This window comes from Pseudidiomarina aquimaris, assembly GCF_003987395.1.
Lineage (GTDB): Bacteria > Pseudomonadota > Gammaproteobacteria > Enterobacterales > Alteromonadaceae > Pseudidiomarina > Pseudidiomarina aquimaris.
In genome coordinates, this window is record NZ_PIPT01000009.1 from 88,839 (window position 1) to 109,082 (window position 20,244).

The 20,244-nt window shown below is 50.8% G+C and carries 19 protein-coding genes; 8 read left to right on the forward strand and 11 right to left on the reverse strand.

Features of this window, described 5'->3' with window-relative positions:
• Positions 1–104 precede the first annotated feature (104 nt).
• Genes norR through CWE21_RS11495 form a run of 3 tightly spaced genes read left to right on the forward strand, consistent with a single transcriptional unit; the run spans position 105 to position 2,821 of the window.
• A complete protein-coding gene (norR, locus tag CWE21_RS11485; protein ID WP_126834592.1) occupies positions 105–1,640 on the forward strand; it encodes a nitric oxide reductase transcriptional regulator NorR in 1,536 nt (511 codons plus the stop codon).
• A 34-nt stretch (positions 1,641–1,674) separates the two neighbouring features.
• Positions 1,675–2,064 (forward strand): YbaN family protein, encoded by a 390-nt coding sequence (locus CWE21_RS11490; protein ID WP_126834593.1) that lies wholly within the window; start codon positions 1,675–1,677, stop codon positions 2,062–2,064.
• Positions 2,051–2,821 carry a HesA/MoeB/ThiF family protein gene (locus tag CWE21_RS11495; protein WP_126834594.1) on the forward strand — a complete coding sequence of 257 codons (771 nt, stop codon included), beginning with the start codon at positions 2,051–2,053 and terminating at the stop codon, positions 2,819–2,821. Before CWE21_RS11490 ends, CWE21_RS11495 begins: the two co-directional genes overlap by 14 nt.
• On the opposite strand, the gene CWE21_RS11500 is transcribed toward CWE21_RS11495, so the two are convergent.
• Positions 2,818–4,023, reverse strand: a complete 1,206-nt coding sequence (locus tag CWE21_RS11500) for an NnrS family protein (protein WP_126834595.1) — start codon at positions 4,021–4,023, stop codon at positions 2,818–2,820. The two genes, CWE21_RS11495 and CWE21_RS11500, sit on opposite strands and share 4 nt — an antisense overlap.
• Positions 4,024–4,325: 302 nt before the next feature.
• Here CWE21_RS11500 and CWE21_RS11505 point away from each other — a divergent pair, with 302 nt between their 5' ends.
• Positions 4,326–6,992, forward strand: coding sequence for a nitrate/nitrite transporter (locus CWE21_RS11505; RefSeq protein ID WP_126834596.1), 2,667 nt, complete (start codon positions 4,326–4,328; stop codon positions 6,990–6,992).
• A gap of 73 nt (positions 6,993–7,065) precedes the next feature.
• Here the strand turns inward: CWE21_RS11505 and mog are convergent, their stop codons facing one another.
• The 3 genes from mog to ubiU are packed head-to-tail and all read right to left on the reverse strand — an operon-like array spanning position 7,066 to position 9,504.
• Positions 7,066–7,605 carry a molybdopterin adenylyltransferase gene (mog, locus tag CWE21_RS11510; protein ID WP_126834597.1) on the reverse strand — a complete coding sequence of 180 codons (540 nt, stop codon included), beginning with the start codon at positions 7,603–7,605 and terminating at the stop codon, positions 7,066–7,068.
• Entirely contained in the window at positions 7,595–8,506 is a 912-nt protein-coding gene (locus CWE21_RS11515) for a U32 family peptidase (protein ID WP_126834598.1), read from the reverse strand. The genes mog and CWE21_RS11515 overlap by 11 nt, the downstream gene beginning before the upstream one ends.
• A gap of 2 nt (positions 8,507–8,508) precedes the next feature.
• Entirely contained in the window at positions 8,509–9,504 is a 996-nt protein-coding gene (ubiU, locus tag CWE21_RS11520; RefSeq protein ID WP_126834599.1) for a ubiquinone anaerobic biosynthesis protein UbiU, read from the reverse strand.
• A 121-nt stretch (positions 9,505–9,625) separates the two neighbouring features.
• On the opposite strand from ubiU, the gene ubiT reads away from it, so the two are divergent.
• Positions 9,626–10,108, forward strand: coding sequence for a ubiquinone anaerobic biosynthesis accessory factor UbiT (ubiT, locus tag CWE21_RS11525; protein ID WP_126834600.1), 483 nt, complete (start codon positions 9,626–9,628; stop codon positions 10,106–10,108).
• An 89-nt stretch (positions 10,109–10,197) separates the two neighbouring features.
• Positions 10,198–11,565: an oxygen-independent coproporphyrinogen III oxidase gene (gene hemN / locus CWE21_RS11530; RefSeq protein ID WP_126834601.1), complete on the forward strand. Its 1,368-nt coding sequence runs from the start codon at positions 10,198–10,200 to the stop codon at positions 11,563–11,565.
• A 4-nt stretch (positions 11,566–11,569) separates the two neighbouring features.
• Here the strand turns inward: hemN and CWE21_RS11535 are convergent, their stop codons facing one another.
• The 3 genes from CWE21_RS11535 to nrdG form a co-directional block, all read right to left on the reverse strand.
• Positions 11,570–11,977 (reverse strand): ribonucleotide reductase subunit alpha, encoded by a 408-nt coding sequence (locus CWE21_RS11535; RefSeq protein ID WP_126834602.1) that lies wholly within the window; start codon positions 11,975–11,977, stop codon positions 11,570–11,572.
• Positions 11,978–12,095: 118 nt separating this feature from the next.
• Entirely contained in the window at positions 12,096–13,931 is a 1,836-nt protein-coding gene (nrdD, locus tag CWE21_RS11540) for an anaerobic ribonucleoside-triphosphate reductase (RefSeq protein WP_126834603.1), read from the reverse strand.
• Complete coding sequence (gene nrdG, locus CWE21_RS11545; protein WP_126834604.1) at positions 13,912–14,412, reverse strand: anaerobic ribonucleoside-triphosphate reductase activating protein; 501 nt, start codon at positions 14,410–14,412, stop codon at positions 13,912–13,914. Before nrdG ends, nrdD begins: the two co-directional genes overlap by 20 nt.
• 244 nt (positions 14,413–14,656) lie before the next feature.
• On the opposite strand from nrdG, the gene CWE21_RS11550 reads away from it, so the two are divergent.
• Together CWE21_RS11550 and CWE21_RS11555 are read left to right on the forward strand one after the other, a co-directional pair.
• The gene (locus CWE21_RS11550) at positions 14,657–16,927 is read left to right on the forward strand and encodes a nitric-oxide reductase large subunit (protein ID WP_126834605.1); all 2,271 of its coding nucleotides are present in this window, start codon (positions 14,657–14,659) and stop codon (positions 16,925–16,927) included.
• Positions 16,928–16,993: 66 nt separating this feature from the next.
• The gene (locus tag CWE21_RS11555) at positions 16,994–17,284 is read left to right on the forward strand and encodes a hypothetical protein (RefSeq protein WP_126834606.1); all 291 of its coding nucleotides are present in this window, start codon (positions 16,994–16,996) and stop codon (positions 17,282–17,284) included.
• On the opposite strand, the gene CWE21_RS11560 is transcribed toward CWE21_RS11555, so the two are convergent.
• The 4 genes from CWE21_RS11560 to CWE21_RS11575 all read right to left on the reverse strand — a co-directional run bounded on the left by CWE21_RS11560 (position 17,281) and on the right by CWE21_RS11575 (position 20,239).
• On the reverse strand, positions 17,281–17,562 hold the full coding sequence (locus CWE21_RS11560; RefSeq protein ID WP_126834607.1) for a helix-turn-helix domain-containing protein: 282 nt from the start codon (positions 17,560–17,562) through the stop codon (positions 17,281–17,283). The two genes, CWE21_RS11555 and CWE21_RS11560, sit on opposite strands and share 4 nt — an antisense overlap.
• Positions 17,555–18,886, reverse strand: a complete 1,332-nt coding sequence (locus tag CWE21_RS11565; RefSeq protein ID WP_126834608.1) for a HipA domain-containing protein — start codon at positions 18,884–18,886, stop codon at positions 17,555–17,557. Before CWE21_RS11565 ends, CWE21_RS11560 begins: the two co-directional genes overlap by 8 nt.
• Positions 18,887–18,994: 108 nt before the next feature.
• Positions 18,995–19,633 (reverse strand): thiopurine S-methyltransferase, encoded by a 639-nt coding sequence (locus tag CWE21_RS11570; protein ID WP_126834609.1) that lies wholly within the window; start codon positions 19,631–19,633, stop codon positions 18,995–18,997.
• 201 nt (positions 19,634–19,834) lie between these two features.
• The gene (locus tag CWE21_RS11575; protein ID WP_126834610.1) at positions 19,835–20,239 is read right to left on the reverse strand and encodes a hypothetical protein; all 405 of its coding nucleotides are present in this window, start codon (positions 20,237–20,239) and stop codon (positions 19,835–19,837) included.
• Between the last annotated feature and the right edge of the window lie 5 nt (positions 20,240–20,244).

Sequence of the window (20,244 nt, forward strand, 5' to 3'; positions counted from 1 at the left end):
ATGCCAAAACTACCTACTTTGATTTATATCGGTTTAATTGTCTGCATGGTAAATTTCACCTAACTAAATACGGGTGAATCCCGCACAAATGGGTTCTTTCTACCATGCATGAAACATCATTACTTGAGACGTTAATCGCGGACCTTGTGACTGAATTGCCAGCCGTCGTGCGTCTGCAAAAGCTGGTAAGTACTTTACGCCGCCATTTTGCTTGCGGTGCCGTTGTTCTATTACAGCAAGACCAGCAAGTGCTGCGACCGATCGCCAGCACAGGCTTGGTGCGCGAAGCATTAGGGCGACGCTTTATTACCGAGCAGCATCCGCGTTTAGCGGCTATTCTCGCATCACGCGAAACGGTCCGCTTTGAACCCGAGAGCACCTTACCTGACCCTTACGATGGCCTGATTGAGGATAGCCCTGACGGCCATCTCGCAGTGCACGACTGTATGGGTATTGCACTCTATGTCGAGGGGAAGTGTTGGGGTGCCCTGACGCTTGACGCACTAGAGCCGGGTACCTTTGATGCCGATACCATGCGCGAGCTACAGCGCGCCAGCCTCCTCGTCGAAGCAGCAATTCGCATGGGGCAAATCGAGCAGGGCATTCGGGCATTACGTAATAGCCGCCGCGATGGTGAAACCGAGCTGGCACCAGCAGCTGGCAATAGCGCCGAAATCATTGGCCGCAGCCAAGCCTTACAGCAGGTATTGCAAGAGTTAGAAGTGGTAGCGAGTGCTGACTTACCAGTACTGCTTTTAGGCGAAACGGGCGTCGGTAAAGAGCTATTTGCACGGCAGTTACACCGCTGGTCGCCGCGGCGTGATAAGCCTCTGGTGTATGTAAACTGTGCTGCCTTACCCGAATCCTTGGCAGAAAGCGAACTATTCGGTCATACGAAAGGAGCATTCTCTGGTGCGACGGCTGAACGTGCCGGCAAATTCGATAGCGCCGATGGCGGTACCTTGTTTTTAGATGAGGTGGGTGAACTGCCGGCGGCGATTCAGGCCAAGCTCTTGCGTGTGTTGCAGAACGGCGAGATTCAGCGCCTCGGCAGCGATAAGTCACATAAAGTGAATGTACGTCTGGTGGCGGCCACCAACCGTGATTTACAGCAGCAAGTTAAAAGCGGCGATTTCAGGGCAGACTTGTATCACCGCTTGAGCGTGTATCCATTACCTATTCCGCCATTACGCGAGCGACGCGATGATATTCCGCTGCTCGTCGGGCATTTTCTGGAGCTGAATCGTTCGCGCTTGGGTTTACGCGCCTTGCGCTTAAGTTCCGCAGCAGAGCATGCACTCATCGGTTACGACTGGCCTGGTAATGTGCGCGAACTCGAACACACCGTGAGCCGCGCCGCCATTAAGGCACTCAGCCAAGGCGCAGACCGCCAAGCGATTGTGAGTATTGGCCCCGAGTTGTTGGATTTGCCGAATACGCCGAATGCCGCCGCGGAAGTCGACAGCACGGCTTTTACCCAGACCAGCATGAATCTGCGCGATGCGGTACAAAAGCTGCAACAGCAAATGATCGAGCAGGCGTTACAGCAAGCTGACTATAAATGGACGCAAGCGGCACGTATACTTGAAATCGATCCGAGTAACCTGCACAAATTAGCGCAACGACTAGGTCTCAAATAAGAGTTTCACATTAGCGACGTGACTGTGGAGTAATATGACCGTTTTTCTTCGTATCTTAGTTTGGCGCACCATTGCCATTTTGGCGCTTTTGCTTGGCTTGATCGGCCTGTTGCTGCCGATCATGCCGACGGTGCCATTTCTTCTCGTTGCCGCTTGGGCAGGGGGTAAAGGCTGGCCGGAGCTCGAAGAAAAGCTGCTCGCACATCCAAAGTACGGCCCGCAAATCATTGCCTGGCGGCGCTATGGTGTGGTGAAACGTAGACCGAAGGTGATTGCTATCGTGATGATGTCAGGCAGCGCCATCATGCTGAGCTTTAGTCCCGCTCCACTTGCAGTAAAACTAGCAGTGATTACCATTATGGCGACCGTGGCGATTTGGCTGGTGCTACGTCCGGAGGAGATCCCGCACAATGACCCATCCTGAAACAAGCCTACCTGAGCTCACGCGTGAGCAGTTATTGCGTTACAGTCGGCATGTGATGCTGCCAAGCTTTGATATGCAGGGGCAAGAGCGCTTGCTTGCCAGCAAAGTGCTGGTTATCGGTATGGGTGGCTTAGGCTGCGCCGCTGCGCCGTATTTAGCCGCTAGCGGTATTGGCCAATTAACCTTGGTCGATCACGACGTGGTCGACAACCATAATCTGCCACGGCAAACGCTCTTCACGGCGGCAGACATCGGCAATCCCAAGGTCACTGCAGCACAGGCCTATTTGCAACAGCGCAGTCCCGACTGCAACATTACAGCGGTGCAGGCAAAAGCAACAGACGCTAACCTCGATGCGTGGGTGCAAAGCCACGATGTGGTTGTCGATTGCTGCGACAACCTTGCCACCCGCAACCTCATCAATCAGACCTGTCGGCGCCACATAAGGCCACACGTTATGGGCGCTGCGATTCGTTATGAAGGGCAACTGAGCGTCTTTACCCACCAAGATGAAGGACCTTGCTATGCTTGCTTGAGTCAGTTGTTTGGTGAGCAGCAGTTGAGTTGCATGGAGGCGGGTATATTGGCGCCGGTTGTCGGGGTAGTGGGTGCCTTACAAGCGGTGGAAACGCTCAAGTTGCTTGCAGGTGTCGGCGCCCCCATCTCGCACAAAGTGATGCTTTACGATGGTCTCCATGGTGAATGGAGCAGCTTTAATTTACCACGCCATCCACAATGCCCAGAATGTTCGCCTTAGCCAGGACGTCCGTCGGCCCGTGGGGTGGTCAGCACTGGCAAGTACACCAGCACATAAATCAGATAGGCGATAATCCACGCAGTGCCGGCATAAAGGTACCAATCGAAGGTATACGCCGGCCATAACCAAGCCGCAAAGACCCGTAATAACGCCGCGACGATCACTAACACAAATGCCAATGACATCACTTTTTTCGGTTGCAGTGGACGGCCACTATGGCCGAGCGAAACCCGCGCCAGCATCGCTAAGATCATACTGCCCATCGCGCCGGCAGTTAGCGCATGAGTGGCGGTGCTTACTGTCACTGTCGGGTTCAGATAGTGCACGGCATAGAGCGCTAAGCCGATAGGTAAGAACCAATAAGCAATATGCAGCGACCACACCAAAGGTACTTTCAAGGTAATCCAAAGCTTCCACCGCGCACAACGCAGCGCCAACAAGACTGCCGCAATGCCGTACAAGGCGGCCATTACTTGGGCGCCGATAAAGCTACTTAGCTGAGTTATTTGCAAGGCAAAAATCAGCCATAAACTGCCAAGGCTTAAACGGTCAAGCCAGACAATCGGTTGCACTTTTTGCGTCATGGTACCGTTGGCAGTAAACATAGGAATAACCCGCCCCCCAACAATTGCCATGAGTAGGGTAATCAGCAATACCGCATTTTGACTGCCAACTTGCTGCAAATCGAAGCGACCGGTGAGCCGTCCGTAATACATCAGGCCATTGCACAGTGCCAACAACAGAAGCACGGGTACAAAGAATAAGTTGCGCTGCTGACGCACGGTAATGAGCGGCACCGCTAACAGCACTGCTGCCAAAGGCAAAAAAGCAAGATCGAGAACGATCGGCACATAAAGTGGCAAAAACTCCCCAAAAAGCAGACTAATTCGCCCCAGTAACCAAACGACGGTGAGTATGCCCAATGCACGACCATGGGTTGCCCGCAAGCCAGTCCAGTTTTGCACCGCTGTCAGTAAGAAGCCGACGATGATCGCCGCGACAAAGCCAAAAATCATCTCATGACTATGCCAAAACATCACATCGGCAAACACCGGTAGTTGTACCGTTCCACTGAGTACCCAAAGCCACAGCATCATCGCCAAAGCACTAAAGGTTGCACCCAATAAAAACATTGGACGGAAGGCTTGGCGCAATAGCGGCCACATTTTTTGTTCTACTTGAAGGTCAGTGATTTGTAACATGACGCATCCTTAACATGCATTTTGTATCTATGTTTATAGCACAAAATCACCCATCTTCGACACTGATTTCCTCGGTGTACCTCTTATTACTTTGCAACCTAACTACGGCGTTTCAGAGCTACCCAAGAAGGAGTAATTAACGTCACAATTCCGCCTCTTTGCGCCCGATTTCGGCCTTCCACTAAAGCGGTAGACACCTCTGTAACGCCTTGTTTCACCAGCGTTTGGCAGCTACTCCAGCGCGCAGAAATAAGTAGACTGAAGGCAATTAACTTCACCGTCGTACCTTGAGGAGCTTGGCTATGACAACACCGCAACAAACCGTGAGTAAGTTTGATCGCTATCGGGCGCTCGGACTCTCAACTTTTGCGTTCACACTGTGCTTTGCCGTGTGGACCATTTTTTCCATTATTGGTATTCAAATTAAAGACGACTTTAATCTGACCGATACCCAGCTTGGTTTGCTCATGGCAACACCTATCCTCACCGGTTCCATAAGCCGCATGTTCTTGGGTATCTGGACCGACCGTCTCGGCGGCCGTTGGGTGTTCGGCGTATTGATGCTGACCACAGCACTGTGTGTGTACTTGCTCACTTTTGCTAACAGTTACTACATGTTGCTCGTCGGAGCCTTGGGGGTCGGCCTTGCGGGTGGTGCCTTTATTGTTGGTGTTACTTACACCTCCGCTTGGTTTGAAAGCAAGCAACAAGGTACAGCGCTAGGTATTTTCGGTGCCGGTAACGTTGGCTCGGCGGTAACCAACTTCGGCGCACCGTTCCTGCTTGTTGCTCTTGGTTGGCAAGGCGCCGCACAAGTCTATGCCACGGTGATTGGTATCATGGGTATCGCCTTTATCGTCTTGGCGAAAGAAGACCCACTCACGCAGCAACGCCGCCAGCAACCGAAACAAAGCTTCTGGGAACAAATGGCGCCACTTGCGGAATTGCGGGTCTGGCGTTTCAGTCTGTATTACTTTTTTGTCTTCGGTGCTTTTGTTGCTTTGGCTTTATGGCTGCCGCATTACCTGATGGAGGTGTATGACCTCAGCATCAAAGAAGCCGGTATTATTGCCGCCCTCTACACCATTCCAGCTTCTTTGTTCCGCATTCTCGGCGGTTGGTTATCAGATAAATACGGCGCGCGGCGGGTCATGTACTGGACCTTTATTGCTTCAGCCGTCTGTACCTTCTTATTGAGTTACCCTTCCACTGAATACATAGTTCAGGGCGTGCACGGTGAAATCCGTTTCCAATTTGAAGTCACCCTTGCCATGTTTGTGGTGCTGACCTTTGTTCTGGGTTTCTTCATGTCGCTGGGTAAGGCCGCTGTATTCAAACACATTCCAGTCTACTATCCGAAAAGCGTCGGTGCAGTCGGCGGTGTGGTTGGTATGATCGGTGGTCTCGGTGGCTTCTTCTTGCCCCTCACCTTCGGTATGTTGAATGACGTGATTGGCGTATGGCAAAGCGTGTTTATGCTGTTGTTCGCCATTACTGTCGGTTCGTTGTGGTGGATGCACTTTGCTATCCGTCGCGCCGAGCGTATGGAGTTACGCAGTGGCTCTGAACAAACAGACTTACCTGAACTGTCGACGCCTGACCACTACACCCTTGATGATTGGCGTCCAGAAGATAAAGGCTTTTGGGAAACCAAAGGTAAAAAAATTGCCACCCGCAACCTATGGATCTCGATTCCCAACCTGTTCTTAGCGTTCGCGGTGTGGACCATCTGGAGTATCTTGGTGGTCAAAATGCCACAGCTTGGCTTTGGTTATTCATCGAACGAGCTTTTTTGGCTCGCTGCGCTGCCAGCACTGTCCGGTGCCACACTACGAATTTTTTACAGCTTCATGGTACCTATCTTTGGTGGTCGGCGCTGGACCGCAATTTCGACCGCGTCGTTGCTTATCCCCTGTATTTGGATAGGGTTTGCCATTCAGAATCCTGATACACCGTACATGATCATGCTGATTCTGGCGCTCCTTTGCGGCTTTGGTGGTGGTAACTTCTCCAGCTCAATGGCGAACATCAGCTTCTTCTATCCGCAAAAAGAGAAAGGCGGTGCCTTGGGCATGAACGCCGGTCTGGGTAACCTCGGTGTGTCGGGCATGCAACTGCTCGCTCCATTGGTTATTGCCAGCAGCGTGTTTGGTCCCTTTGGCGGCGACCCGTTAACCGTGGTTAGCGGCGCTAATGCCGGTAGCGAGTTGTGGTTGCAGAACGCCGCGTTCTTGTGGGTTCCGCTGATTGCCATCGGCGCGATTGCAGCGTGGTTTGGTATGAACGATATTTCTTCTGCCAAAGCGTCGTTTAGCGACCAAGCGGTTATTTTCAAACGCTCACACAACTGGATCATGTGTATTTTGTACTTGGGTACGTTCGGTAGCTTTATCGGCTTTGCCGCAGGCTTCCCGCTGCTATCGGGCATGTTGTTCCCAGAAGTCGACCCAACAAAATATGCTTTCTTAGGTCCTCTTGTTGGCGCTCTCTCGCGACCTGTCGGTGGTGTGATTGCCGATAAACTTGGCGGTGCACGGGTGACCTTCTGGAACTTCTTACTGATGATCGCTGGTGTGGTCGGGGTGCTTTACTACTTGCCTCTTGGCGACAGCGCTGGCAATTTCACTGGCTTCTTTGCCTCGTTCTTAGTGTTGTTCATCGCCACAGGTATCGGTAACGGTTCAACGTTCCGTATGGTACCGGTGATTTTCTTGAACCAACGCAAGCGTGTGCACGGTGACACCGACACTGCCATCAAAGAAGGTAACAAAGAGTCTGCTGCAGTTATCGGCTTTATCTCAGCCTTTGCAGCCTACGGCGGGTTCTTTATTCCGAAAGCTTACGGTACTTCAATTGCCATGACTGGCAGCGTGGCGGGAGCGCTTTATGCTTTTGTCGGCTTCTACGCGCTGTGTACCGTTATCACTTGGTGGTTCTATTCGCGCAAAGGTGCTGCTGACCCTTGCTAAAGGGTCGGCTGGCAAGCTGCACTGCAGATATAAAAAAGGGTCACATCAAGTGACCCTTTCTGCATTTGTAGCCTTATTTTTTCGGGCGAAAAGGTTTGATGACGGCTTCATCGCACTCAAGATAGGGGCCATTCATTAGGTCGATGCAATAAGGGATTGCGGGGAACACGGCATCAAGGCACTGACGAATGGCTTTCGGCTTGCCCGGGAGGTTTACAATAAGGCTCGAACCACGCAGGCCCGCAGTTTGCCGAGATAAAATTGCGGTCGGTACGTACTTCAGCGACTCAGTTCGCATGAGTTCGCCAAAGCCAGGCATCATACGATCACACACGGCTTCGGTGGCCTCTGGGGTTACATCGCGCTCAGCAGGCCCTGTGCCGCCGGTGGTGACCACCAAACAACAGTGTTCGTCGTCTACCAGTTCGCGTAAGGTTGCCTCAATGACATCTTTTTCGTCTGGGATCAGACGGTAATAAGCTTGCCAAGACGAGGTTAAGTAATCATTCAAGGTCGCTTCAATCGCTTTACCCGAAATGTCATCGTAAACACCGGCACTGGCGCGATCACTTACCGTGACGATACCAATGCGGGCGGTTGTTTCAGCTTTCATAATTCTCCACTTTTGTTGCGGACGCCTCATCTACTTGCACCAAACCCGCCAATTTCAACCAGTATCCATTGCTCTCACTACTCGCCAACGGATACGGCTGCAAACCGTCTTGATTCATTCTAAAGCGGCGTAGCCAGGTCATGTTGTCATGAACTTGTGGGCTTAAGCGTACCATATCCACTAAGCCATGCATGCTCTTGAGTTGGTTAATCAAATTATAGCGCGTGCCCGACTGCGTCTGGATACCATTCAACACAAACACCTCGGTGCCATCTTGGCTGGTGACCGTTCGCCCCTGCGGATACTTAATACAACAGAGCTCACACTGATCTTTGGCACGGTTCTCAGAACGCGCGGTAAAGCAGCGGCCAGACCAGGCGAGAGGCAAATGGCCAAAGGCAAACAGCTCTGTTTCGAAGCAATCACGCACACTCTCAATAAGTGGCTCAGCGAGGAGTTCAGCCAGCCAGTCACGCGAGAGTTCTACTGGAATGACCCAGCGCTTCATCCCCATACCCACGAGCTTGCGCAAGCTGTGCTGATTGTAGACTTGCAACGCTGCACCGCCGACAAAAGGCAACTTATTCTCGTGCAAAAAGCTGATCGCGCCCACGTCATTGGCTTCGACCATAAACTCGCCATTGTCACAGTATTTTCGCAATTCGCGTAATTCTGAGGGTGCTTCAAGAAGCGTCATAGTCGACAAACAAACCTGCTTACCCGCTTCACGCAGCATCTGTGCTAGACGAAAATAGTCTTCAAATTTAAGTTCCCGCCGCTTACTACATACGGTTTCACCTAAATACACACAATCAACGTCAGATTCGGCCACCTGCTGATAGAAGCGCTCAACTTGCTGTTGCGGCCAAAAGTACAAAATAGGTCCAAATGAGAACTGCATGATCACTTCCATTTTCGGTGGTAGGCGCCCAAGGTGGTTTGGCTACCTTCAGATAAATTTGCCAGCACCGCATTCCATTCGCTTTGCACAGCAAAATGCTCAGGATTTTGCATGACGCGATCGATGGCTTGCCGCCACACACGCGTAATCTGTGCAACATAAGCGGGACTGCGTTGCCGCCCTTCGATTTTCAAGCTGGCGATACCCTCTTTGTAGAGCTCGGGAAGTAAGTCCAAAGTATTCAAACTGGTGGGCTCTTCTAAGGCATGGTAGGTGGCATCGCCTACTTTAAAGCGGCCTTTGCAAAGTGTGGGGTAGCCAGCGGTTTCGTCGGCCGCAAAACGATCGATCAAGATACCGTTTAAACGTGACTCAAGCCTGCCGTCGGCGGTTTCATCCCAACGTACGTATTGTGCGGGCGAACAGGCGCCGGCGGTGTTGGGCGACTCGCCGGTCATGTAAGAACTCAGGTAACACCGGCCTTCCGCCATAATGCAGAGGCTGCCAAAGGCGAAAACCTCCAGCTCCACATCTGTGGTACGAGCCAACGAGCGTACTTGTTGCATGGAAAGTACGCGCGGCAGCACCACACGTTTTACACCGAACTGCTTGTAAAAGTCGATGGCGGCTGCGTTGGTCGCCGAAGCCTGCACGCTTAAATGCAGCTCTAACTTGGGGTAGCGCTCGGCGGCATAAGCAAGCACTGCAATATCCGCCACAATCAGTACATCGACCCCAGCTGCGGCCGCATCATCGACGGCTTGCCGCCAATGGTCCCAAGTAAGTACGTGGGCAAAGGTATTAATCGCTACGTGAATCTTTTTGCCATAACTATGCACGAGCCGCACAGCGTCGCGTAAACTCGCAGCGTCTAGATTCAACCCTGCGAAATGCCGCGCGTTGGTTTCACCTTTAAACCCCACATACACTGCGTCAGCGCCATTCTCGAGCGCTGCTTTCAAAGCTGGCATACTGCCAGCAGGACAGAGTAATTCCATGTTTTCGCCTTTACTTTTTACCTGCAATGAAGAGGTTTATTGATCTTCACCGTGAACATGCATTCATAATGGCAATTATAATGCTTCGTGACGTTGACGTGGCGCAAATGCGAGGCAATGAATGGATATCACCAAAGTAGTAGAGTGGGCACCGCGGGTGCTGGCTAAAGGCGTGTCAGTGGCACCGGCGGGACTGACTTGTAAGGTTATTGAACAATTCTTTCGACGGATGTTTGCGGCAGATAGCAGAGCCGGCGCCTTCGACTTTCTTGCCGGCCGTTGGGTGGCTATCGCCATCACCGATCTCGGCCTCAACTTTGTCGTTACCAGTCGCCCCCAAGGCGCTCAACACGTGCTTTGCGTACAACCCAACGCTAGCGAAGTAGCGGTGACCATGCGCGTTAGCTGGCCGGTGTTACTGCAACTGGCAACCCAGCAAGTCGACCCCGATACGTTGTTCTTTCGCCGCAAGCTAATGGTCACCGGTGACACGGAACTTGGCTTACAGCTCAAGAACCTGCTCGACACCATAGAAATCAAGGAACGCATGCCGGCATTTGCTTACCAACAATTGGAATTGTTGGCAGAAAAGTCCTTGACCTAGATCAAAGAAGTAACCCTTCAGGAGTATCAAATTTTTGATCTGAATCACTTAAAATAAGCTCCACATTCGCCGCTTTATTGGAGTTCGCTATGTCTGCGGTTACATGGGATCAAGCTTTGATCGACAAATACAACATTAACGGCCCGCGCTATACCTCTTACCCAACAGCGCTTGCGTTAACCAGTGACTTTGACCGCGCTAAGGTAGGGCAAACACTTGCGGGGGCGCCCAAAGCCCTGAGTCTGTATCTGCATCTACCGTTCTGCCATAAGCTTTGCTATTACTGCGGCTGCAACAAAGTGATTACGCGGCACCAGCATAAGGCTGACCGCTATCTGGATATGCTGGCTAAAGAAATGGCAATGTACCAGCCACTGCTGGGTGACCGCGTGGTCAACCAAATTCATTTAGGCGGCGGCACTCCGACGTTCCTCACCGAAGAACAATTGACACGCCTTTGGCAGTTGCTGAACCAGTATTTCACGATTACCGACGATGCTGAGTTAAGTATTGAAATCGACCCGCGCAGTTGCAGTGACGATAAGCTACGCCATTTGCGTAAACTAGGCTTCAATCGCGTTAGTTACGGTGTCCAAGATTTCGATGAGAAGGTGCAAATTGCCATTAACCGCGTACAAGACACCGACCTCATCAAACATCAGGTACAACTGAGTCGTGAGCTCGGCTTTGACTCGATTAACTTGGATTTGATTTACGGCTTGCCCTATCAACAACCGAAAAGCTTCGCCGCATCGATTGATCAGGTCATTGAGCTCGCACCAGACCGTGTGTCACTGTTTAGCTACGCACACTTGCCACAGCGCTTTGCTGGACAACGAAAAATTCCTGATAGCTCGCTGCCATCAGCGCCAATTAAACTTGAGTTATTACAACTTGGCATTACTCGCTTTAGCGCCGCAGGCTACCAGTTTATTGGCATGGACCACTTTGCCAAAGTTGAAGATGAGCTTGCGCAAGCGCAGCAACAAGGTCGTTTACAGCGTAACTTCCAGGGCTATACCACGGCCGGGCAAGACTGCATGTTAGGCTTGGGCGCTTCGTCGATTAGCCAAATCGATGGTGTACTCTGGCAGAACGCCAAAGACTTACCGGATTACTACAAAGCAATTGAAAGCGGCGAGTTACCTGTGGTCAAAGGCTTTAGCTTAAGTGCCGATGATCGTTTGCGCGCGGCCCTCATTTCGCAGGTCATCTGTCACTTTAACCTTGATCTCGAAGCGTTCAGCGAGCAGTGGCACATGGATGACTTTTGGGGGTATTTTGCCAATGCGAAAACCAAGCTTCAGCCGTTTATCGAAGATGGTTTGGTCGAGGTGTCAGCCACGGAACTCAAAGTTACTGAGCTCGGGCGATTGTGGGTGCGCAGTATCTGTGCGTGCTTTGACGCCTACCTCGACAACGAGGCAGGAATGCCTCGCTACTCGAAGGTGGTGTAACGGCTTAGGCGAACAGCTGTAAAAGTTCGCCCTGCTTGTTCACCGTAACAAAGTCGGCAATGCTGCCGGCTTTTATTTTATTCACCATGAGCGTAAGTGGCTGCTCCGCTTCGTCACTGCTCGGTGGGTGACCTGCACGACCTTCCATGCTGGCAATGAAAGCAATGTCCCAATCAATACCGGTGCGATTCGATTCATCCACCAATACGGCAAAGTCCATCACTTCTTCCGGCAACTTATCAACGCAAAGTACTGGCTCTAAAGCCCCACCTTGTTGCTCGGCAAAGCGGGCTTGTTGGCTAGCCGTGGCATCTTGCGGTAATTCGGCTTTGGCCAATACAAATAGCAAGCGCTGTGGCTCTGGCTGCTGCTGGGCTGCGGCGATCAGGTCGCTATAACTTTCAATAACCATAGGTTGTATCTCTTACAAAGATTTTCGACCTGTTATTGTAATTGTTTCATACACCACACCCCATACAACAAAAAAGGGAGCTGAGCTCCCTCTTTGTGAGTAGTTTTGCTGATCGTCGTTAACTTGCTTGGCGCCATGCAGCCTGCGCCGCACCCACCGGATGATCGACTTGAGTTTGGTGCTGACGATGATAATGCCGTTTGTTGTGTTCCCTCTGACGCCCTGAACTGAAAGCCGAAACCCGCTTCAAGTAGCCAATCACGCGGGTGCCGTAATCGATATCGGCCGAGCCACACGAAGAGCACGCATGTAACGTACGTTTGTCGATATGCTCGCAGTCGTTACAGATAGTGATCTTGATATTGATGCAGAAGTAATTACAGCCGGTACGTGCTGCAGTATTGAGTAGCGCTAGATAGCCGGCCTGATTGAGCTTCTCGTCTAAATTCAGGTGTAGAGCAGAACCACCGTCAAGATACTGAATGAGTTCGGAGCCATGCAATACAAATTTGTCGAGCGCATTTGAGTTTTCGTCTTCGACCACATAAAAATAGGAGTTGTAGCAATCACGTGGCACGAAATAGCCATCTTCACGATCCCATTTGGCATTTTTTACGCCGAGGTTTTCCGCTGGCACAAATTCAGTGTTGAACATGTAGCCATATTCTTTGCGTGCCGCTTTATTGGCATCGAAAATCACCTTCAGCCGCTCTTGCACAAAGGCGGCGTATTCCGGGTTATTACTCGCTTCAATGCCCTGTGATTCAGCAGCCTCGACCATGCCGTTAATGCCGATGGTCAAGAATTGCTTATCCAGGCTAATGAAACCGGCGTCATAGACGGTCAACAAACCTGCCGCTTTATACTCTTCCATCAACTTGCGATAGGCCACCTGATATTTCTGGATCTTGTCTACTTCAGTGGCTAAGTCGCGGCCATCTTGTACCAAACGGTTCATATTAATGGTGATCACGTTAATGGAGCCGGTGGCGACCCCGCCTGCACCCAACGTATACGAAAACGTATTGTCGCTAATTTCGCTGCGTAGTCGACAACAGGACGCTAACGAGTCGGCATTGTCAGATAAGTACACAAAAAACGAATTCCCGTCCGCAAGTTCAGCAGCGACTCCTTCGGCAAACTGCTGATCTTTACACGCACCATTTTCGGTTAGCATCGCTACCGTCACCACCGGGAAGGTCAGAATGGTCTTTTTACGTTCGTTGTTGAACCACTGCATAAAGAAATCTTGCAAGCCGCTGACCGAGCTCCACTCAGGCTTACTGAAATCTGGGAATACAAAGTCGCCAAACATGCTCTCGAAATAGAACTTGTCGTACACCGAGATATTCCAGAACACACTCTGGTAGCCACGGGCCGCAGCTGGTTGGTTTAAGGCATACACCACGTGTTGCAGGTGGTTTTCGATCTGATGGCGATGGGTGTTGAGGTAATCGTCACCGTAATCTTTGCGGGCAAAATAATCGAAGTAGGTTAGAAACTCGACGGTGGCTACGGCGCCAGCAAACTGCGAACTCACCGCAAAAACAAAGTTAACGAAGCAACCACAAAAACTTTCGAGGTGCTTCGGTGCTTGCGATTCGCCACCGAGCTTGGTTAAGCCATCGCGCAAGAACGGGTACATGGTCACCGACACGCAGTAGGGCTTAAGACTGGTTTCATCGTGTACGTAAATCTCATGGTCTTCGATTTGCCGAACGTATTCTTGCGCCAAATCATGACCAAACAGCTCAGCTATTTTCGTGCTGACCTGCTTGCGGTTCACTTGTACGAAGAAATCTTTCATAAGCTCTGCTTCAAGCGTCGCGATGTTCTTTTGGGTGACGTTGGCATTGGCGTCCATCTTCGAACCATCGGCGGCATTTTGGGCCTTCAGGTAGTCATGGATGAACTGCATTTTGTGGTCAATTTGTTCAGGTTGTAAGCGCAACATGTTGTTCTTCCTTTCTTTTTATGTCGATAAACTCCGGGCAAAACAAGGCGTTGAGCACTTCCCCGGTGCGTAAGTCGTAGTAACGTTGGTTGGTGGAGGGCGAATCAAGGCCCCCGCATTCAGGCCGCCACGGCCCGGTTTTTAAGTAAGTTAAATGCTGCATTAACGCTGCAGAGACCTGCTCGTAGCCAGTGTACAAACAGGTTTGTAGGCCTAATAACTGGGCGCGACGCAGAAGTGTTGCGAGGCGTTCGGGGTACCATTCACCGCCCAAAAACAAGACTGCGGTGATCAAGCCTTGATAACGATTCAGTTGTTGCTCGAAGTGTTCATCGGTTAGCTCCATGCCACGCTCTGCGGGCCAGCTATCCGCACTATGACAACCTTTGCAGCCCACCGGGCAACCGGTGATGGTATAGGCAAGCGCCACTTCACCTGGTACCTCTTGAAAGACAATGTCCACTGCACTAAAACGCATCATTTTGTCACCAAAACACTATATATTGTGTTTCAGCTTAGATGATAACACTAGATTTGCGTTGATCATGATCAACAAAAGTGCGGGGTGGGTAGAAACCACCCAAGGTGGCAAAATAACTGCTTTATACGCTGGGTAAAAACAACCCTAACAGCAACATAAATACAATAAAAACAAACAGATAAAAGTTGGCAAGGCAATTGCAATACAACCGGTGGAGATTAACCTCATAACAAGAAGGTGATGTATGGCCGGTTATAAAAAACTTTGGTGGACGCTGATTGCGATACTCGCAGTTACGTTCGGAATATTAGGCTACTTCGGTAACGAAGTGTATCGTGAGGCGCCGCCGATACCGGCGAAGTTCGTCACTACGAATGGCCAAACGCTCATGACCGAGGAGTCGATTCTCGACGGTCAAACCGCATGGCAATCCGTCGGTGGTATGCAGCTCGGCTCGATTTGGGGCCATGGTGCCTACCAAGCGCCCGACTGGACCGCTGACTGGTTGCACCGTGAACTCTTAGCATGGTTAGAAATTGCCGCAGCAGAAGAGTTCATGACAGACTACGACAAGCTCACACCAGTGCAGCAGAATCAGCTGCAATTTGCTTTGAAGCAGGCGTATCGGACGAACACGTACGATGCGGTAAGCAATGAGGTGGTGATCGACGAACGTCGTGCACAAGCCATCGCCGAAACAGCAGATTACTACATTCGTTTGTTTAGCGATGACGCTACATTACGTGGCACACGCGAAAGCTATGCCATGAAAGAAAACACTCTACCAAGCCTTGAGCGCCGTGAGCGCATGGCGGAGTTTTTCTTCTGGACCGCATGGGCAGCCGCTACCGAGCGCCCGGATGCTGATGTTACTTACACCAACAACTGGCCCCATGAGCCGCTGATTGATAACACGCCGAGCCCAGAAAACATTATCTGGTCAATTGTCAGTGTAATTCTCTTGATTGCCGGTGTCGGTGGTTTGATTTGGGCCTGGGCCTTTATTCGCAAACACGACGAAGAAGAGCCGGCAGCTCCCAAGCAAGACCCCATTAGCTTGGTTAAATTAACCCCGTCACAAAAAGCCTTGGGCAAATACCTATTTATTGTGGTGGCGTTGTTTACCCTACAAGTTTTATTGGGCGGCTTTACTGCGCACTACACCGTTGAAGGCCAAGAGTTCTACGGCATCAACGTATCGGAGTGGTTCCCGTACAGCCTCGTTCGTACCTGGCATATTCAAGCAGCCTTGTTCTGGATTGCGACTGGCTTCTTAGCTGCTGGCCTATTCTTGGCGCCGATTATTAACGGTGGCAAAGATCCTAAGTACCAAAAGCTGGGCGTCGATATTCTATTCTGGGCGCTGGTTGCCGTCGTAGCGGGCACCTTTATTGGTAGCTACCTTGCCATCGCGCAAATTCTGCCTGAACACCTGAACTTCTGGCTCGGTCACCAAGGTTACGAATATGTCGACCTCGGCCGCCTCTGGCAGATTGGTAAATTTGTCGGCATCGTATTCTGGCTTGGCCTGATGATGCGTGGTGTGATTGGCGCCTTTAAAGTCAAAGGCGACAAAAACTTACTCGCTCTGTTCACCGCTTCAGTGGTTGCCATCGGCCTGTTCTACGGTGCTGGTTTCTTCTACGGCGAGCGCACTCACTTGTCTGTGATGGAATACTGGCGCTGGTGGATCGTTCACCTGTGGGTTGAAGGCTTCTTTGAAGTGTTCGCCACCACTGCGATTGCCTTTATCTTCCACAGCATGGGCTTGGTCTCACGCAAAATGGCGACCACGGCGTCACTGGCATCAGCATCATTGTTTATGCTGGGCGGCGTACCGGGTACTTTCCACCACTTGTACTTCTCAGGCACCACGACTCCGGTCATGGCTGTAGGCGCAACCTTCAGCGCATTGGAAGTGGTACCACTCATCGTGCTTGGCTACGAAGCATGGGAAAACTGGAGCATGCAACATAAAGCACCGTGGATGGCACGCATTAAATGGCCACTGATGTGCTTCGTTGCGGTAGCGTTCTGGAACATGTTGGGCGCTGGCGTGTTGGGCTTCATGATCAACCCACCGATTTCGCTCTACTATGTGCAGGGTCTGAACACCACACCTACGCACGCCCACGCAGCCTTGTTCGGTGTCTATGGCTTCTTGGCGCTCGGGTTCGTCTTGCTTATCTTGCGCTACATCCGTCCGCACTTGGCCTTCAACGACAAACTGATGACCACTGCGTTCTGGTGGATGAACGGCGGCTTAGTCTTGATGCTCTTCAGCAGCTTGCTACCGATTGGCTTCATTCAGTTCTATGCCGCGGCTTCAGAAGGCCTTTGGTATGCGCGTAGCGAAGCCTTTATGCAGCAACCGTTGCTCGAAGGTTTACGTTGGGTGCGCACCGTTGGGGATGTGATCTTCATCATCGGCGCCCTAGCGATTAGCTGGCAAGTGGTCAGTGGGCTTTGGGGTAAACAGCCTCAAGTTGATGCCGCTGCCGTTAAACAAAACTAAAAACTTCTCGTTGTGGGAGGTGCACCGGTTCTCCAGGGTGCCCTCCCTTTTTCTTTGGAGGTGCTGATGTCACGGAGTCAAACACGCCAGCGCAAACCCAACACCACCGACGCCATGCGGACGTTATTGGCTACCATTCGTAATACCATTCCCTTCGGCCTTGAAGACGCCGACATGTGCCAAGGCATCTGCCGCGGCTGCTCCAAGAAAATGATGGAAATGCTCGACGCTGAAGTCAGCCAATGGCAAGTCGATCTCGACAACCAAACTGCCGAGCCGACCTTTGCCGACCTCGCCTTTATGGAAAAGCTCGCACGCCGCACCTACAAAGTGCTGCAGCGTAACAACCTGATTTAGAGTTTAGGGGGCTTACGGCGCCGCGCACTCAATTGAAACCCGCCTGGTGCAAGCACCTTATCCATGATGGAGAGCCGCGCATCGGTGGTGCCTTTCTCGATTTCGCGCAGGGTGCGATCCGAAATGCCGATGAACTCCGCATATTGCAGTTGCGTCATGCCATAAAGCCGCTTGCGAATCGCCTGCACCATCTCACCCAACGTAATTGCGTCATCTGCAAGTGCTTTCTCAAGTTCGGCGAGAATAGCTAAGCGTTCTTTTACCGATAGCTCAGTCATCGAGCACCCCCATCTCTGTCAGCTTCTCTCGTGTTCTCTCAAGGCCAATTGCCGGGAACTCTAGAATACGTTCTGGGCACCCAGCTAAGCAAAGCTCGTCTTTCAAATGAACCAGCTTTTTCGCAGTAGTTTTAAGAAAGGCAAGTAGTTCGTCGGCGGGAGCAAAAGCCTCAAGCTCTTGTACAACCCGATCAAATTTCACTATTGAGGCACTTTCAAATTGTCGAGGCCACTTAAATAGACGCACGACCATTTCTGGATCCGCTTTCATCGGTGCAAAATCATAAATAGGCGCAAAACGAATATCACCATCAAGCTTCAAAAACGAAATATTCCGCCCATGATTATCCGAATTTCCAAAGACAAGATTGAGCAAGTCGCGCACGAGGTACTGTTTGGCGAATTCGGCTTTGCTCATTTGCGTTCCACTACGAATTTTTGCCCATACTTCGCTCATCACCTCAAAGTGGTTTTGCGCGCTGCCCGGACCCGCATTAATGATCGAATAGATACTCTCGACGCCTATGCGTTTGGCTAAGCCATTTTCTTCAACCACGTCAAATCGCGGCAACCATAAACTGACTTGCCCCTCGTGTTGATGAAGCATCATATTCTCGGTATCGATGGTTTCAATTCCGCTTCCGGCTAGGAACTTCGCCAGCACCTTGTAATAGCAACTCTCCGCAGCCAGAATGTCATTGTCGAGGCGCGTTCGACGGTTCCGGGCAAACTTTGTCAAATAGGGTTTCGCAGCCAAGGGCTTGCCGGCAAAGTCACCATCGATGTAGACTTGCTCGCCCTCAACCATCAATAACAGCTTCGGCGCTACACCTACAGCACCCGTTGCACCGCCGACCGCAGCACCGTTCTCATTGGCATACTCGAGAAAGTCGTGTTGTAACTCGACCACAGCTTGCAGAGGGAAACGTTGCTCGATGTCATTGTGCCTGTTTGCAAATGCTTCCTTTACGCGCAAGTTACCGATTGGCGCCATCACCGCATGTGTGAGCAGCTCAATATTTTGTACAAACTCTGGTTCGCGCTTTAAATCCAAACGCGCCAACCACCAATCACGTGACTTACCCACGGGTAGTAGATCATCTAAGAGCGCTGGCCATGAAGGGTAGTCCACAGGGAGAACACCAACAGGTGCGTTGACCGTACATGCGCTGCTATCAATGGCTTCATACTGAAGAACTTCAGTGATATAGGCGTGCGTGTACGCAAGAGTCACGCTGCCATGCGCAACGTTGTCATGAAAAATGAGCTCCGCAGCGTCATGCCAACGACCTTGATTAAAAAGCTGTAGGGTGAGCTTTTGCATTCATCCACCGGTAGTTTAATTCCTAATATGGTTACTTATAGACCATAATACGGAATCAATCTACCGTTTCTTATCAATAGATCCCTTTTTTAGGAACTAAACTACCGATTAGTCATAAATAACATAAGCTTGTTCGGTGACGGGGCTATCAACACTGGGCTCGTTGTTCACGAAACCTTGGATGCGCGCCTTGCGTTGCACTTTGAAGCGTTGCCCGTAAGCACTTTTGACCTCGTTTTCTGGCACCGAAAACGGCGGGCCTTCACGATAACCGTCGGGGTATTCAACAGTCACCAACAAGCCGCGACTGCCACTCGGTAAGGTTTTGCGAAGCAACGCTACATAGCGTGCGCGCATTTCAGGGGGCAGCGCGACCAGGGCAGCACGATCATACCAACCATCAACATCTGCCAGATCGTTGGCAGTGAGATCAAAAACATCACCCACCCAAATCACCAGCTCATCAACCGCATACTGCTTGAACTTACCGACACAGGTCACTTGCGGCTTAAGTTGGTTTTCTGCGAAAAACGCCTGCACCGCTAGCTCGCTCAGCTCTATGCCAAACACTTTGTAGCCTTGATCTAGCAACCACAACATATCTTTCGTCTTGCCACACAACGGCACCAAAATACGACCATTTGGGCAAGCTTGCGGGAAGTACTCGGTCAATAGCTCGTGAAAAGCGTCGCGATGAAAGCCAATTTGTTGCTGCTGCCAGCGTTGATGCCAAAAGTTGTGGTCCATAAACAAGCCTCCGTAGGTTGCTACTACTTTAGCATCGGTTACCTAGAGTAATAACTTACTTTTTAGCGGCGCGGGAAACTTCACTGCTCAGCCAGCCTTGAAAACAAACCAAAAGCCAGAAAAAACAAAGCCCCGCAAGTGCAAACCTTAGGTCAGCGAGGCGAGGCTTTGGATTCAAAAGGTGGGGGCCGTAAATTTACTTCAATCAATTATGCACGTTACGGTATCACAGTTAACTTTAATCGAACCTTCATCCACAAAAAGTAATATCAAATCATAACCACTCTTTATCTCAGTCAAAGGTAAAAACCCATTCATAATGGATTTATCTTCAGGATGAAGACATCCGAATGATTCAAGAGTAGATTCGCTCTTTATGTTAGAAAAGGAAAGATAAGAGACATTATTGAATTTCAATGTCAGCTTATTTATTGTTCCTTTCACATTAACCCAATCTTCATCTAACTTTTGCCATTCAAGCTCTAGCATGTTTCGACTTTGATCGTAGGAAATGTTTACAAAATCAAAATCTGAGTGCAGATCTAGATAATCCCCACCTTTTTCAATTGCAATATTGTCACTTACAGTAAAATTAAAATCTGTCATGTTAC